Origin of the sequence: Streptomyces sp. NPDC005492 (assembly GCF_040605995.1) — a bacterium.
In the GTDB taxonomy this organism is placed as follows: Bacteria; Actinomycetota; Actinomycetes; order Streptomycetales; family Streptomycetaceae; genus Streptomyces.
Window position 1 is genome coordinate 1 of record NZ_JBEXDX010000016.1, and the last position, 14,864, is coordinate 14,864.

A 14,864-nucleotide genomic window follows, 5' to 3' on the forward strand; every position below is an offset into this window, starting at 1 on the left:
CCTCCTCGAAGGGGGTGCGGGGAACTCGGCTTCGCGGGGACGGACAGGGTGTCACTTGCGGTCGATCAGCTCGATCAGGTTGCCGTACGGGTCGGCCACGAATGCCATCCGGGCGCCGGGGCGGGGCGCGGCCTGCGGGGGCATGCGGACCGTCGCCCCGGCCTCGGTCAGCCGGGCGAACTCGCCGTCCACGTCGTCGACGCACAGGCACATGTGGCCGAAGCCCAGGGTGCCCGCCGCGTCCAGGGCGCTGGCCGGCGCGAGGCCCGGCCGGGCCGAGGGCCGGTGCAGCAGCTCGATGCGGTAACCGCTCTCGTGCAGCAGCATCACGCCGCGCAGGTCGGTGCCCGGGATGGCGAAAACCGGGGCGGCGGTCAGGTCGAGCGCGCCGCAGTACCAGGAGATCGCGGCCTCCAGGTCGGGCACCGAGATCCCCACATGGTCGAAGCGTGCCATCGGTCAGATCACCGCCCGCGCGGGCTTCTCCGGCGCCTCACCGGTCGTCCCGTCGGCGGTCTTCGCGGGTGGCGTCTGCCCGCCGCGGATCCTCGTGAGGACGCGGGTGCGCAGGTCCGTGAAGCGGGCGTCGGCCCGGGTGGTGATCTGGTCGCGGTCGGCACCCAGGTCGATGGTGAGGTTGTCGACGACCGTGGTGGGTTTGCCGCCCAGGACGACGACGCGGTCGCCGAGGTAGACGGCCTCGTCGATGTCGTGGGTGACGACGATGACGGTGATGCCGAGCGTCCTGCGCAGCGACAGCGTCAGGTCCTCCAGGTCGAAGCGGGACTGTGCGTCCACCGACCCGAAGGGCTCGTCCATCAGCAGCACCGGCGCCTCGTACGCGAGCCCCCGCGCGATGGCGACGCGCTGCTGCATACCGCCGGACAGCTGCCAGGGGTACTTGTCGCCGACGTCCGCGAGCCCTACGGCGGCCAGGCTCTCGTCGGCACGCTGCCTGCGCTCGGCCCGCTTGACGCCCATGCCCTCCAACGGGAAGGCCACGTTGTCCCGGACCCGCATCCAGGGCATCAGCGAGCCGCGGTAGTCCTGGAAGACCACGGCGATGTCGCCGAGCGGCTTGGTGAGCGGCTTGTCCCCGTACCGGATCGTGCCCGAGGTGGGCCGGGTCAGTCCGGACAGGCAGCGCAGCAGTGTGGTCTTGCCGGCGCCGGACGGGCCGACGACGCACACGAACTCGCCTGGGTCGACCCGGAGCGACAGGCCCTCGATCACCCGGTGCTCGTCCGCGCCGTGGCCGAACGTCTTGCAGACGTCCTCCACGATCAGGCTGGATCCGCCGGGCTTCACATGTCGCTGCATGACGTCTTGACCTCGTTCCGGGACTTGTCGGTCCGCCGGGTGCGGGGCGGACGCTGGTGGTACCAGCCGAGCAGCGCGTACTCGGCCGCCAGGAGGAGCACGCTCAGGCCGTAGCCGAGGATGCCGATCAGAACGGTGCCGGCCCAGGTCTCGGGGACGGCGAAGCTGGAACCGCTCTGCAGGATGAAGTTGCCGAGGCCCACCGGGGATCCGTAGATCTCGCTGACGACCATGAGGACCACCGCGATGGAGAGGGCGACGCGGATGCCGGCGAAGATCTGCGGCAGGGCTCCGGGCAGGACGACCTTGAGCAGCCGCAGCCGCCAGGGGATGCGGTAGCTGTGGGCGGTCTCGTGCACGGCGGGGTTGATGCCGTGCACGCCGCTGATGGTGTTGAGGAGGATCGGCCACATCGAGCCGAGGGCGATCAGGAAGATCTTGGGCCCCGAGCCGATGCCGAGGGTCAGGATGATGACGGGGACGAACGCCACTGTCGGGGTCGCGCGGGCGAAGTCCAGCAGCGGGGCGGTCGCCTGCCGCAGCAGCCCGACCTCTCCGATGACCAGTCCGGCGCCCACTCCGACCACGGTGGCGATGGCGAGGCCCAGGGCGATGTTGCGCAGGGAGAAGAACAGGTCGTCCAGCAGCCCGTCGTGGGCGAGCTCCCGCCACAGGGTGGCGAGCACGTCGGTGGCCGGCGGGAAGTAGAAGCTGGTGCTGCCCGCGGTGGCCAGCAGGAGGACGGCCACGACCAGGACCGGCAGCCACAGCTGGACGAGCAGCGACTTCCAGAAGGCGCTTGAAGGTTTCGAGAACATGATGCTCCTCCCCGCCTCAGTCGGTGTGCGCCGGCGGACGCCAGCGCAGCAGACGTCGCTCGGCGAACTGGGACAGCAGGTTGATCGAGTAGCCGATCGTGCCCGCGGTGAGGATGTACGCGTACGCCTGCGCCGACGCGCCGCCCTGCTGGGCCTGGACGACCTCGTGGCCGATGCCGGGCAGCGTGGTGAGCACCTCGACGCCGATCGCCACGAGCACGGAGGTCGTCGCCGCCAGCCGGAGCCCGGTCATGATCGAGGGGGTGGCGCTGGGCAGGACCACCTTGCGGAAGCGCAGGTGCCGGGGGATCCGGTAGCTGTCCACGGTCTCCGCGATCATCGATGTCACGGCCTGGGCCCCGTACTGCGCCTGCAGGAAGACCGGGAAGACACAGGCGATGAAGACGACCATGGCCTTCATCGACGGCGTCGACCCCAGGACCAGCAGGAACACCGGCAGCAGCGCGATGACCGGGAACGACCGCAGGATGTCCACCAGCAGCCGGGACGACCGCTCGGCGGCCGCGTACGTGCCCGTGACCAGCCCCAGCGGGATGCCGATCACGGCGGCCGCGACGAAGCCCGTCACGGCTCCGCGCAGAGTGTCGCTCACCGCCTGCCAGTACACGTCGCTGCCGAACAGCTCGGGGAACTTCGCGAATACCGCCCCGGGGCCGGGCAGCGCCGTGGCGCTGACGGAGCCCGCGGCGGCGAGTGCCCCCCAGATTCCGAGGACGGCGAGTACGGCGGCCAGTTGGAGCAGGAGGATCCCGCGGCGCCCCGGGCCGCCGGGCCCGCGGGCCCGCCCGGTCCCGGCGCGCCGAGCGGGCGGCTGGGGCTCCTTCGGGGTCCGGGGCGGGGCCGGGTCCCGGCCCGTTGTCGGAGTGGTCATGGTTTCGTTCGCCGCCTCAGCTGCCGGACGTGACGGTCGGGGCCTTGTCCCAGTAGATGGCACTGTCCTTCGGCTCGCTCGTGAGCAGGCCGTAGTCGTGCATCTTCGTGATGACGGTCCGCATGACCGTGGTGTTGACGTCCTTGTCGTAGTACGTGGCCGGCGCCTTCTCGATGTAGTCGGCGGACAGCTGTGTGTACTTCTTGTCGACCGCTCTTACCGCGTCCGGGTGGGCGTCGGCGTACGTGAGCGCCTTGGCGACGGCGTCGATGAACTTCTTCGCCGTCCCCGGGTTGGCGGACAGGTACTTCTCGCTGGCGAAGAGCACGCCCTGGGTGATGCCGGGCAGGTCGTTCATCCCGCTGCCGATGGACGTGAGCCCGGCCTGCTTGCCGGCCGCGTAGAAGGCGCCGAAGGAGTAGACGGCGTCGGTCTTGCCGCTGCCGGCGGCGTCGTTGAGGGAGGTCGTCGGCAGGGAGACGAACTTGACCTTGCTCGGATCGCCGCCGTCCTTCTCGACCAGGTACTCCACGATGAACTGGATGGTGCCGCCCAGCGCCGACAGTCCGACGGTCTTGCCCTCCAGGTCGGAGAAGGACGTGATGGAGCTGCCTTTCTTCACCAGCAGGCCGTCGGTGGGTTCGGTCTTCGTGGTGGCGGACACCAGGCCGGTGGCGATCCGGATCGGCATGTTCTTCGCGGCGCCCTTGAGGAAGCCGGAGCTGTCCGTCATGGCGAACTGGGCCTCGCCGTTGAGGACGGACGGCGCGTTCTGCGAGGTGTCCTGGGCGCCCGTCTTGATGGTGACGTCGAGACCCGCGTCCTTGAAGTAGCCCTGCTGCTGGGCGATGTACAGCGGCTCGAAGAGTGCGCCGTTGGAGCGCAGGACAGTGATCTTCGGGGTGCCGTCGCTGGTGGTGGTCTCGGCGGCTCCCGAGCCGCAGGCGGCCAGCGGGGCGGCGACGACGAGCGTCACGACGGCGACGGAGAGGCGGCCCCATGGGCTTCTCGTGCTCTTCGACATCAGGGTGTGCTCCTTTGCACGGATGCGGCTCTGCGAGTCGGGGTGGCCTTGCTTACGAGACGTGCGAGCGGAGGGCGGTGGCGTAGGCGGTGGTGGACTCGGCCGGGGTCATATAGGTCCGGAAGAGCCCGTCGGGGTCGTGGACGCGGCGGATCTTCTCCAGCCGCCGCGCGTGCTCGGCACTGAGGCCGAGGTCGAAGCGGTCGGCCACGTTGTTGTCGGAGAACTGCAGCCCCTTGGAGAGGTGCTGTACGGCGGCCAGGGAGCCGTGCACCCAGTTCTCGTGGGGCAGGTCCTCGGCCGGGTCGCTCCAGCCCGCGTTGGGCGAGAGATAGGCCTTGGCCTGGGCCGACCAGCAGGCGTCGGGGCGCGGCGGGTAGTGGCCCCACAGCATCCACAGCACGAAGCCGGCACCGCCCGGGATGGTGTCCAGGACGGGCGCGGCGGCGGTGAGGATCTCCTCGGCGGGCCCCTCGGCCCACACGCCGTCCACGGCCCAGCGCAGGCCCTCCGGGTTGAGGCGGTCCGCGATGTCGTACAGCTCCTCGATGCTGGTCTCCTGCCCGACCACCGCCCGCAGGGCCTTGTCGCGGAAGGGCGCGGCCTCCAGCGGAGCCAGCGCTTCGGGCCCGTGCTCGTGGGTGCAGAAGGCGGTGGCGGTCATGGAGACGGTCCGGGTGCCGAGACCCGGCGTGAAGCCGACCTTGGCGGAGAACTCCACGTTGGTGGGCAGCGTCTCCAGAATGTCGTACGTCCAGGCCAGCACCTCGTCACGCAGTTCGAGGGGGTAGCTGTGCACCGTGCGCACGATCGAGGTGGGGCGCTCGTGCACGTCCAGGTGGAAGCGGGTGACGATGCCGAAGAAGCCGGGGCCGCTGCCCCGCGCCGCCCACAGCAGGTCGGGGTGCGTCTCGTCGGTGGCGTGCACCAGCGTGCCGTCCGCGAGGACCACGTCGATCGCCCGGATGCTCAGACAGGCAGGCCCCAGGTGGCGCGAGTTCCAGCCGTAGCCGCCGCCGAGGATGAAACCGCCGATGCCGACGGTCGGCGCGTGGCCGGTGGGGAAGAACAGCCCGTGCGGGGCCAGCGCCCGCTGGATCGCCGGGCCCTTGGCGGACGGCTGCACGGCGGCGGTGCGGGCGGCCGGGTCGACGGTGATCTCCCGCAGGTGCGAGAGGTCGATCAGCAGGCCGCCGTCCCGTACCCCGTTGCCGACCCAGCTGTGTCCCCCGGAGCGGACGGAGACGCGCAGTCCCTCGGCGCGGGCGAGCCGTACGGCCGAGGCCACGTCCTGCTCGTCCTCGGCGATGACGATGACGTCGGGGAACCGGGCCGGCTTGCGCTCGTTCCACACCGCGTCGAGGCGGGCGGCCTCATAGGGGTCCTCGCCTCGGCGGATGACGGCTCCCCGCATAACCTGGGCAGGGTTCGGATCGGTCGGCCTGGACACGGTGTCTCCTCCGGTGGTGCAGATATCGCGACGGTACTGTCGACACTCTTGAGGGGTCAAGAGGTTACGAAGCACCATTTAGGCATCTCTGTCGACACTAACGGCCGGTCATGCGACGCCGGTGCAGCGCGAGGGCCGTCGTGGACTCGGCGGGCGACAGGTACGTACGGAACAGCCCCTGCGGGTCGTAGCTGTGCCGCAGCTGTTCCAGCCGCGCCGCCTGCTCCGGCTGGAGCCCGTGGTCGGGCCGGTCGGCCGGATTGGCGTCGGCGAACTGGGTGCCGTGGGCGACCGGGGCCATGGCTCGCAGCGAGTCGTGGGCCCACGACTCGGCCCGCAGGTCGTCGGCGGGGTCGTGCCACACGGCGTTCGGCGAGAAGTACAGCCGCGACTGCGTGGACCAGCAGGCGTCCTCGCGGGTCGGCTGCCCGCCCCAGAGCATCCACAGCAGGAAGCTCTCCCGGTTGGGCAGCCCGTCCAGCACCTCCCGGCCGGCGTCCAGCACCTGCGCCACCGGGGCGTCGGTCCACACCCCGTCCACGGCGTACCGGTTGCCCTTCGGGGTCAGCCCGTCGGAGAGGGCGTACAGGTCGTCCAGGGTCGACGGCACCCGCTCGACCCTGCGCAGGGCGTGGTGCAGGAAGGGGGCCTTCTCCAGCGGATCCAGCATCCCGGGGCCCTCGTCGGGGGTGCAGAAGGCGGCGGCGGTGATCATCGTGGTCTGCCGCTCCACGCCCGGCGTGAAGGCGACTTTCGCCGACATCTCCAGCGAGGTCGAGATGTCCGGCACGGTGTCGTACGTCCAGGCCAGCACCTCGTCGCGCATCTCGCGGGGGAAGGTGTACGCGCTGCGCAGGATCTGGTCGTAGGCCGGATACACCCTCAGGTGGAAGCGGGTCACCACGGCGAAGAACCCGGGCCCCGAGCCGCGCAGGGCCCACATCAGGCCGGGGTGGGTCTCGTCGGTGGCGTGCACCAGAGTGCCGTCGGCCAGGACGGCGTCGACCGCCTCCACGCTGAAACAGGCCGGGCCGAGGGCGCGGGAGTTCCAGCCGTAGCCGCCGCCGATCAGGAAGCCGCCCACGCCCACGGAGGGGCAGTGGCCGCTGGGGAAGACCAGGCCCTCGGCGGCGAGCAGTGCGTTCAGGCGGGTGCCCTGGACGGCCGGGCGGACGGTGGCGCGGCGGTCTGGGGCGTCGACGGTGACCTCGTCCAGGGCGGAGAGGTCGATCAGCAGACCGCCGTCGCGCACCCCGTTGCCGATCCAGCTGTGCCCGCCGGAGCGGATGGAGACCGGCATGTCCCGGGCGGCGGCATGGCGCACGCCCTCCTGGACGTCCCGGTCGCTCGCGGCGATCAGGATGGCGTCGGGGTGGCGGTCGGGCTTGCGCTCGTTCCAGACCGCGCCGAGCCGGGCCTCCTCGTAGTCGTGGGCGCCCCTGGGGAGGAAGGCGCCGTCGAAGTCGGTCATGTCTGCTCCACTCGCAGGTCGTGCGGGAACTCGTCGTGCGGGAAGTCGAAGAGGTCCGCCGGGTTGTCGACCATCAGCAGGCGCAGCCGGCCGGGATCGGGGGCGATGCCGGCCAGCAGGTCCACCAGCAGGCCGTCGTCCGGGGCGGCGCCCTCGATGTTCACATGCGGATAGTCGGTGCCCCACACCACCCGCTCCGGCGCGTACGCCACCAGCGACGCGGCCAGCGCCACGGCGTCGGCGTACGGCGGGCCCTGCCGGGACACCCGGTCCACACCGCTCACCTTGAGCCAGACGTCGCCCGTGTCGAGCAGGGCGCGCAGACTGCGCAGGGCGGGGTTGCGGGGCCCTTCCGTGATGTCCACCCGGCCGAGATGGTCGATCACCACCCGGCCCGGGAGCGCGCGGATGAGGGGCTCGTAGTGGGCCACCTCCCGGCCGGCGACGTGGATCTCGGCGGCCCAGCCGAGACCGTCCACGCGCTCCAGCACGGAGTCGATCTCCTCGCGGGTCGGCGCGGTGCGCAGGTGCGGCAGGAAGTTGAGCCGGAAGCCCCGGACTCCGGCGCGGTGCAGCTCCTCGATCTCGGCCCGGGTGGTCGACTCGCCGACCAGCGCGACCCCGCGCAGCCGGCCGCCGCCCGCCGCCAGGGCGTCGAGCAGCACCCGGTGGTCGAAGCCGTGGCAGGAGGACTGGACGAGCACGGCCCGGGACAGGCCGAGGTGGGCGCGCACCTGAGCGAGCTGTTCCTTGGGCGCGTCGAGCGGGGTGAACGTGCGCCGCGCCGCGTACGGGAAGATCTCGGCCGGGCCAAAGACATGACAGTGCGCGTCGCAGCTGCCGGGCGGCAGCGCCAGGGCCGGTTTTCTCGGCGCCGGATGGGGCGGCGGGCAGCCGGGGGACGGCGCCGACGCGGTGTCGCGAATGGCGGGCTCAGTCACAGCGGGCCGTCATTCCGCCGTCGACGACGATCTCCGTACCGGTGACGAAGCGGGCCTCGTCGGAGGCGAGGAAGAGCGCCGCGTACGCCGTGTCGCGGCCGTCGCCCATGAAGCCGAGCGGGATCCGGGCCTGCCGCTGCGCCAGCAGCTTCTGTACGTCCCCGCCCGCGCGCTGGCCCGCGAGGCGAGCCTCGACCATCGGGGTGTGCAGTTGACCGGGGACGACGGTGTTCACGCGGATGCCGTACGGCGCGTACTGCACGGCGCTCACCCGGGACAGCTGGATGACCGCCGCCTTGGCCGCCGCGTATCCCACCTGGGCGGCACCGGTCCAGCGCAGCCCGGACGCCGACGCGGTGTTGACGATCGAGCCGCCGCCGCCCCGCCGCATGACCGGGATGACGTGCTTGCAGGCGAGGAAGGCGGTGGTGAGGTTGGTCCGCAGCTGGCTGTCCCAGTCCTCCAGGGAGAGTTCGGCCGCCCCGCCCGCGCGTGAGCCGCCGACGTTGTTGACCAGGATGTCGATCCGGCCCGTCTGCCGCTCCGCCTCCTCGAAGTACGCCTGGACGGCGGCCGGTTCGGTCACGTCGAGCAGCTGCGTGTGGGCGGTTCCGCCCTCCTCGCGGATCTGCTGGGCGGTGACCTCCAGCGCGTCCTTGTCGCGGTCGGTCAGCAACACGGTGGCGCCCTCGCGGGCGAAGATCACCGCGGTGGCCCGGCCGTTGCCCCAGCCGGGACCGACGCTTCCGGCGCCGCTGATGACGGCGGTCCGCCCGGCCAGGCGGCCGGGCCGCACAGCGGGCACATCGTGGGTCACGGTGGTCTCCCTCGGTCGAATCCGATGTCCATACTGCCGACAGTTTCGATTAGTGTCGACAGAAAGTAAACAGGAGGCAGGGAATTTGCAGATCAGGCGCGATTTTATTGCATGAGTGTCGACAGAATGCTTGGATGCACACTCATAGGGATCGGCCCGATACCTGCACCCGGAGGGACCCATGGACAAGCCGGCAGTGTTCACCGACGAAGAGATCGCCCGTTTCCGGGCCGAACTGGCCGCCAAGCGCGCGCCGGGCGCCTACGAACCGGGCCACTGGTCGGTGAGCCCGCTCACCCGCGACCCGGACGTGCGCGGGCCGATGCCGGAAACCGTACGGCTGCGTGACGCCACCCTGCGGTCGGTCGAGACCCTGCCCGGCGTCGTCGCGTCCACCGAGGCGAAGGAGGCGTATCTGCGCCGCCTCGTCGGCGCGGGCGTCCGCGAGGTCGTCACGGCGGGCCTCGCCGGACGGGACGACAAGGCGCTGCGCGCCGAGGTCGAGGTCATCAAGGGCGAGAACGCCGACTGCCGGGCGGTGCTGCCGCTGCTGCGCACCACGCAGGACATCGACCGCGCCGCCGACGCGGGCTACGACGCCGTACAGATCTGGGTGCAGGGCCTGGACGAGGCGTCCCAGATCTACAACCCGGCCGTCTACCAGCAGGCCTGGCGGGGCGCGGACTGGCGCACACCCCAGACGCCGCGCAGCCGTGCCGACGTGCTCGCCCGCGCCGTCCCGCTGATCCGGCACGCCCGCTCCCGGGACCTGGACGCCGTCGTACCGATGCTGATGGTGTCGTACCTCACCGACGAGGTCCTTGAGGAGTCGGTGGCCGACCTCACCGGTGCGGGCGCCACCGAGCTCACCCTCTTCGACGGCCCCGGCGCCATGAGCCCCGAGGCGTACGGGCATCTGGTCGCCCGCACGAAGGAACTCGCCCCCGGGGTCGAGGTCGGCCTGCACCCGCACAACACCTTCGGGCTGGCCGTCGGCTGCGCGGTCGGCGCCGTCCGGGCCGGCGCCGACGTCGTCGAGCTGTCCGTCAACGGGTACTGCGGCGGCCCCGGCAACGCCGACCTGGCGGCGACGGCACTGGCCTTCGAGGCGCTGTACGGCGTACGCACCGGGATCAGTACCGAGCGGCTGACCGAACTGGCGCGCGCGGGCGAGGAACTGACGGGCTATCACCTGGCCTGGAACCACCCCGTGACCGGCACCAGCGCCTTCTCCTGGGGAGGTATGGACCTCATCACCCAGGAGACGGCGGTCGACCCACTGCTCCACAACTGCCTGGAACCCACGCTCGTCGGCAACGAACGCAAGGTCCCCTTCACACCCGACAGCGGCCCCTACACACTCGCCGACAAGCTGGCCGCACTGGGTGTCGACACCACCACCGCCCAGATCGACGAGGTGCTGCGGCGGGCCCGCGAGATCATGACCCGCGAGGGCCGCCTGCTCACCGACCCGGACCTGGCGGCGCTGGCGGGCGAGGTGACGGGGGAGGCGGCCGGAAGGCGGCCCACGGGGTGACGGGCGGGGGGCCGGGGAGGGCCCGGGTCCGGTGCGTGCTCCCGGCGTGCCGGGCGTCGCGCGGCAGACGGGACTTTGCGGACAGGCCCTGGGCCCCTGCCCCCGGTCCGTGCGGGCCTACGCCACCGCGACGTCCGGCTTCGCCTCGTCCTCGTGTGCCGGTGCGCCGCGCAGGGCCGCGACGGCCTCCGGTCCGGGGTCGGCGAGCACCGACGTGGCGCGCGTGAGATCGAAGACACCCTCCCACCTGCTGACGACGATGCTGCCGAGCATCTGGCCGCACAGGCTCACCAGGCCCCGGCCCGTGGAGAGGAACCTGTCGACGCCGAAGATCAGCATGATGCCGGCCACCGGAACCGCGTCGGTGCTCGACAGGGAGGCGGCGAGGATGACGAAGCCCGCGCCGGCGATTCCCGCACCGCCCTTGGAGGTGAGCAGAAAGACCGCGAGCAGCCCGAGCTGCTGCGCGATCGAGAGACTGATGTCGTACGCCTGCGCGATGTAGAGACCGGCGAAGCCCAGATAGAGGCAGATTCCGTCGGAGTTGAACGCGTATCCGGAGGGAACGACCAGGCCGACGACGCGCTTGGGACAGCCCAGGTGCTCCAGCTTCCTCATCAACTGGGGCATGACCGCCTCGTAGTTGGCGGTGCCGAGGGTGATCAGGAGTTCGTCCTTGAAATAGCGGTACAGCCGCAGGACCCGGATGCCGCACAGCCGCGCCACGACGCCGAGCACCAGGAGCACGAAGAGCAGCCCGGTCAGCCAGAACTCCACGACGAAGACGCCGAGGCTGCGCAGGGCGTCCAGCCCGAACTTGCCGGTCGTGTACGCCATCGCCCCGAAGGCGCCGACCGGAGCGAGGTACATGATCAGGCGGATGATGACGAACACCGCCTCGCCCACCAGTTCCACACCGCGGACGAGGGGGGCGCCCCGCCGGCCGAGGATGCTCACGGCGATCGCGAAGAGGACCGAGACGAGCAGGATCTGCAGGACGTTGCCGTCCACGAAGGCGCCGACGAAGCTCTCCGGGATGATGTTGACGATGAAGTCGTACCAGTGCTGGTGCTCCCCCTGCTGGACGTAGTCGGCCGCCGGACCGGTGACGACGGCGTCGCCGACCGAGGCGTGCACGCCGGCGCCGGGCCTGAACAGGTTCATCACGACGATCCCCATGATCAGGGCGATGGTCGTGACGACCTCGAAGTAGACGAGCGCCTTCCCGCCGATCCGTCCGACGCTGCTCAGTTTCCCGGCCGAGGCCACGCCCGTGACGATCGTGCAGAAGATCACGGGCCCGACGATCATCTTGATGAGGGCTATGAAGCCGTCGCCCAGGGGCTGCAGCGAGGCGCCGGCGCCGGGAAACAGCAGCCCCAGCGCCCCGCCGAGCACGATCGCCCCCAGCACGCTGAGGTAGAGCTTCGTGGTGAACGCCGCCTTGAGGCAGTCAGCCGCCTTGGACACCGGAACCCCTTTGTTCGTCGGTCGCACACTTGTGCGCGATTGGCGGGGTTCAGGATGCCGACGAGGTCAGGGGATGACAAGCCCCCGAACACGATCCGTTCGTGGTGGGTCCTGGAGAGGGTGGGGTCCTACCGGGAGATGAAGAACCCCATGTCCCGGGTGATCACCTCCGCGGTCCGGACCACCTCCGGAACGTACGCGCCCCGCAACTCCGCCAGCGGGACCCGGGCCGCGTTGGCCGAGACGTTGAGCGCGGCGATCACCCTCCCGGTGCGGTCGCGCAGCGGTGCGGCCGCCGAGCGGACACCCTCCTCGCGCTCCTCGTCGACGACCGCGAAACCCTGCTCGCGTACCCGGTCCAACTCCTGCCTCAGCTCGGCCCGATCGGTGATCGTGCGCCCGGTCAGCGCGACCAGCTCGGTGCCGGCGAGGTACGCGTCGAGCCACTCCCGTGACTGGGCGGCGAGCAGCACGCGTCCCATCGACGTCGGATAGGCGGGAAGCCGTGAGCCGACGGTCAGCGTGAGCGCCATGGTGCGCTTGGCCGGCACCCGCGCCACGTAGACGATCTCGCCCCCGTCCAGTGCCGAGACCGAGCAGGACTCCTTCAGCAGGTCCGCCAGGTCGCGCATGTGCCGGTGCGCGTGGTCCCACAACGGCAGCGACGAGAGATAGCCGTAGCCGAGGCTCAGCACTCGCGGCGTCAGCCGGAAGCGTCCGTCGTCGCCCTCCGCGAAGCCGAGCTTCTGGCAGGTCAGAAGGACGCGCCGGGCCGTGGCCCGGGACAGGCCGGTCAGCTCGGCGGCCTCGCTGACGGTGAGCGCGGGATGGTCCGCGGAGAACGCCTGCAGCACGAGGAACGCCTTCTCCACCGAGTCGAGGACGTCGGGGTCCTGCCTTGACATCTGTAACTCCCTGATTGCATCGTGTGTTACTGGCGAACGATTGTTCGTCAGTCGACTTTACCGTCTCTATCGTCCCGGAGCTCGGAACCCTCCCTCAGCCGTCCGGCCCGGCAACGCCGTCGCACAGCCCATCAGATGGAGAAGCCACCCATGACACAGGGACTGCTCTTCGTGCTCTCCGAGCCCGAGCCCGGTGACGAGGCCACCTTCCACGACTGGTACGACAACGAACACGCGCCCGCCCGGACAGCCATGGCCGGATTCCACGCCGGCCGCCGCTACCGTGCCGCCGACGGCGCGACCCCGTCCTGGCTGGCGGTCTACGACCTGGAGCTGGAGGTCCTGCGGTCCGAGGACTACCAGCGGCTGCGCACGCGCCGCAGTGCCCGCGAGCGACAGGTCATAGCGGGCCTGCGCACCCTGGACCGGCGCGTCTACGAACTGACCGGCACTCACGGCGCCGCACCAGAGCGGCTGGCTCCGGCGCTGGTCGCCACCCTGCTGTCGGTCGCTCCCGAGCACGAGAGCGAACTGCACCGGTGGTACGAGGAAGAGCACATCCCGATGCTGCTGAAGACCCCCGGCTGGAACCGGATCCGCCGCTACCGCAAGACCGACGGACCGGGTCCCGTCTTCCTGGCCCTGCACGAGATCGACGGCGTGGAGGCCTTCGGGACGGACCAGTACCGCACGGCGACCACCACCCCGTGGCGCCGACGGATCCACCGTTACGCGACCGCCCGGGAACGGCGGGTCTTCACCTTCCACAACAGCGTCGCCGAGCCCCCCGCCGCAGGCTCCGGCGACGAGAAGCCGGGTGCCCGATGACAACGTTCGCCGTGACCGGAACTCCGATCGACCTCACCCACCCGCTGACGCCCGGCACTCCGCATGTGCCCAGCCAGCCCGGATTCGAGGCACACCGCATCCGGGAGGTGCCCGCCGCCCTCTCCACGGTCACGGCGTTCAGCCTGTGCACGCACACCGGCACCCATATCGACGCGCCGTTCCATGCCCTCGCCGACGGCAAGCGCATCACGGACTACCCGCCGGACTTCTTCGCGGCCCCCGCCGTCGGAATCGGCGTGGCCAAGGAGCGGGGCGAGGAGATCACGGCCGCGGACCTGGACGCCGCGGCCCTCGGCCCCGGCCCCGGGGACGTCCTCTGCCTGGCGACGGGCTGGCAGGCCCATCACGGTTCGCCCGTCTACCACGACCACCCCCACCTCGCTCCCTCCGCGGCCGACTGGATCGTGGAGCACCGCGTCCGCATCCTCGTCCTGGACACCCTCACCCCCGAGCCTCCGGTGCAACGGCGCGGCGCCGACTTCGCGTTGGACATCCACCGGCGGATTCTCGGCGCCGACATCCCCATCGTGGAGAACGCCGCCAACCTCGACCAATTGGCGGGCCTGCGCGGGCACGTCCTGATCGCCCCGATGCCGATCACGGGAGCCGATGGCGCACCGTGCCGCGTCTTCGGGTGGTTCGACGGCACGAGTGACGCCGATGCCGAGAGCACCGACAGCAAGACCTGAGTGACAGCCCCCACCCCACCACCACGACAGGCCCAGGAGACACATGCGCCCGCGCATCGTCCAGCCGACGCCGGACGAGATGAGCCCCGACCAGCACGAGCTGTACAAGAAGCTCCTCTCCAGCCCCCGGTCGTCCGGCCCGCGCCCCTTCCCCCTGGTCGACGACGACGGCAGACTGCGCGGCCCCTTCGGCGCCATGCTGCTCGAACCCGAGCTCGGCAACGCCCTGCAGGATCTGGGCGGCGCGGTGCGGTACCGCACACCCCTGTCCCCGCGCGCCCGGGAGATCGCCATCCTGATCGTCGCGGCCCACACGGACTGCGCCTACGAGTGGCAGGTCCACGAGCACGCCGCCCGTCTGGCCGGGCTGACCGACGAGGAGTTGTCCGCCATCCCCGAGCGCCGAGGGGAGGCCTTCGCGGACCGGGCCGAACGGACTTTGTTCGACACCACCTGGGAACTCGTCGCCACCAGGGACCTCACCGACGACGCCTACGCGAGAGCCGTCGCCTCGCTGGGCGCCGAGCAGCTCTTCACGCTCACCACCCTGGTCGGCTACTACCAGCTCCTCGCCCTGCAACTGGGCGTCTTCCGCGTCGGCGCATGAGAGCCCGTAGTGTCGACAGAATGCGCGCTCTTGGTGCTATGCTCCCGAAGAGATGAGCAATCTGTCGACAGATT

15 protein-coding genes are annotated in these 14,864 nt (G+C 70.9%); 4 read left to right on the top strand and 11 right to left on the bottom strand.

Annotated features, from left to right (window positions below; genetic code table 11):
• Positions 1 to 51 precede the first annotated feature (51 nt).
• From ABZT04_RS22115 to ABZT04_RS22155, 9 genes are all read right to left on the bottom strand, one after another.
• Positions 52 to 456 (bottom strand): VOC family protein, encoded by a 405-nt coding sequence (locus ABZT04_RS22115; protein ID WP_356058562.1) that lies wholly within the window; start codon positions 454 to 456, stop codon positions 52 to 54.
• A 3-nt stretch (positions 457 to 459) separates the two neighbouring features.
• On the bottom strand, positions 460 to 1,320 hold the full coding sequence (locus ABZT04_RS22120) for an ABC transporter ATP-binding protein (RefSeq protein WP_356058563.1): 861 nt from the start codon (positions 1,318 to 1,320) through the stop codon (positions 460 to 462).
• Positions 1,305 to 2,138 carry an ABC transporter permease gene (locus tag ABZT04_RS22125; protein WP_356058564.1) on the bottom strand — a complete coding sequence of 278 codons (834 nt, stop codon included), beginning with the start codon at positions 2,136 to 2,138 and terminating at the stop codon, positions 1,305 to 1,307. The genes ABZT04_RS22120 and ABZT04_RS22125 overlap by 16 nt, the downstream gene beginning before the upstream one ends.
• A 16-nt stretch (positions 2,139 to 2,154) precedes the next feature.
• Complete coding sequence (locus ABZT04_RS22130; protein ID WP_356058566.1) at positions 2,155 to 3,030, bottom strand: ABC transporter permease; 876 nt, start codon at positions 3,028 to 3,030, stop codon at positions 2,155 to 2,157.
• Positions 3,031 to 3,046: 16 nt separating this feature from the next.
• Complete coding sequence (locus ABZT04_RS22135; protein ID WP_356058568.1) at positions 3,047 to 4,054, bottom strand: ABC transporter substrate-binding protein; 1,008 nt, start codon at positions 4,052 to 4,054, stop codon at positions 3,047 to 3,049.
• 52 nt (positions 4,055 to 4,106) lie between these two features.
• Positions 4,107 to 5,504: an FAD-binding oxidoreductase gene (locus tag ABZT04_RS22140; RefSeq protein WP_356058570.1), complete on the bottom strand. Its 1,398-nt coding sequence runs from the start codon at positions 5,502 to 5,504 to the stop codon at positions 4,107 to 4,109.
• A 97-nt stretch (positions 5,505 to 5,601) separates the two neighbouring features.
• Complete coding sequence (locus tag ABZT04_RS22145; RefSeq protein ID WP_356058572.1) at positions 5,602 to 6,975, bottom strand: FAD-binding oxidoreductase; 1,374 nt, start codon at positions 6,973 to 6,975, stop codon at positions 5,602 to 5,604.
• On the bottom strand, positions 6,972 to 7,916 hold the full coding sequence (locus ABZT04_RS22150) for an amidohydrolase family protein (protein WP_356058573.1): 945 nt from the start codon (positions 7,914 to 7,916) through the stop codon (positions 6,972 to 6,974). The genes ABZT04_RS22145 and ABZT04_RS22150 overlap by 4 nt, the downstream gene beginning before the upstream one ends.
• Complete coding sequence (locus ABZT04_RS22155) at positions 7,909 to 8,733, bottom strand: SDR family NAD(P)-dependent oxidoreductase (protein WP_356058574.1); 825 nt, start codon at positions 8,731 to 8,733, stop codon at positions 7,909 to 7,911. Before ABZT04_RS22155 ends, ABZT04_RS22150 begins: the two co-directional genes overlap by 8 nt.
• Before the next feature lie 181 nt (positions 8,734 to 8,914).
• Between ABZT04_RS22155 and ABZT04_RS22160 the strand changes: the two genes are divergently transcribed.
• Positions 8,915 to 10,270: a hypothetical protein gene (locus ABZT04_RS22160; protein WP_356058576.1), complete on the top strand. Its 1,356-nt coding sequence runs from the start codon at positions 8,915 to 8,917 to the stop codon at positions 10,268 to 10,270.
• 117 nt (positions 10,271 to 10,387) lie between these two features.
• On the opposite strand, the gene ABZT04_RS22165 is transcribed toward ABZT04_RS22160, so the two are convergent.
• Positions 10,388 to 11,740, bottom strand: a complete 1,353-nt coding sequence (locus ABZT04_RS22165; RefSeq protein WP_356058578.1) for a cation:dicarboxylase symporter family transporter — start codon at positions 11,738 to 11,740, stop codon at positions 10,388 to 10,390.
• A 128-nt stretch (positions 11,741 to 11,868) separates the two neighbouring features.
• Complete coding sequence (locus tag ABZT04_RS22170) at positions 11,869 to 12,645, bottom strand: IclR family transcriptional regulator C-terminal domain-containing protein (protein WP_356058580.1); 777 nt, start codon at positions 12,643 to 12,645, stop codon at positions 11,869 to 11,871.
• A 150-nt stretch (positions 12,646 to 12,795) separates the two neighbouring features.
• On the opposite strand from ABZT04_RS22170, the gene ABZT04_RS22175 reads away from it, so the two are divergent.
• The 3 genes from ABZT04_RS22175 to ABZT04_RS22185 are packed head-to-tail and all read left to right on the top strand — an operon-like array spanning position 12,796 to position 14,790.
• Complete coding sequence (locus tag ABZT04_RS22175) at positions 12,796 to 13,473, top strand: hypothetical protein (protein ID WP_356058581.1); 678 nt, start codon at positions 12,796 to 12,798, stop codon at positions 13,471 to 13,473.
• A complete protein-coding gene (locus tag ABZT04_RS22180; protein ID WP_356058582.1) occupies positions 13,470 to 14,183 on the top strand; it encodes a cyclase family protein in 714 nt (237 codons plus the stop codon). Before ABZT04_RS22175 ends, ABZT04_RS22180 begins: the two co-directional genes overlap by 4 nt.
• 43 nt (positions 14,184 to 14,226) lie before the next feature.
• Positions 14,227 to 14,790 (top strand): carboxymuconolactone decarboxylase family protein, encoded by a 564-nt coding sequence (locus ABZT04_RS22185; protein ID WP_356058584.1) that lies wholly within the window; start codon positions 14,227 to 14,229, stop codon positions 14,788 to 14,790.
• Positions 14,791 to 14,864 lie beyond the last annotated feature (74 nt).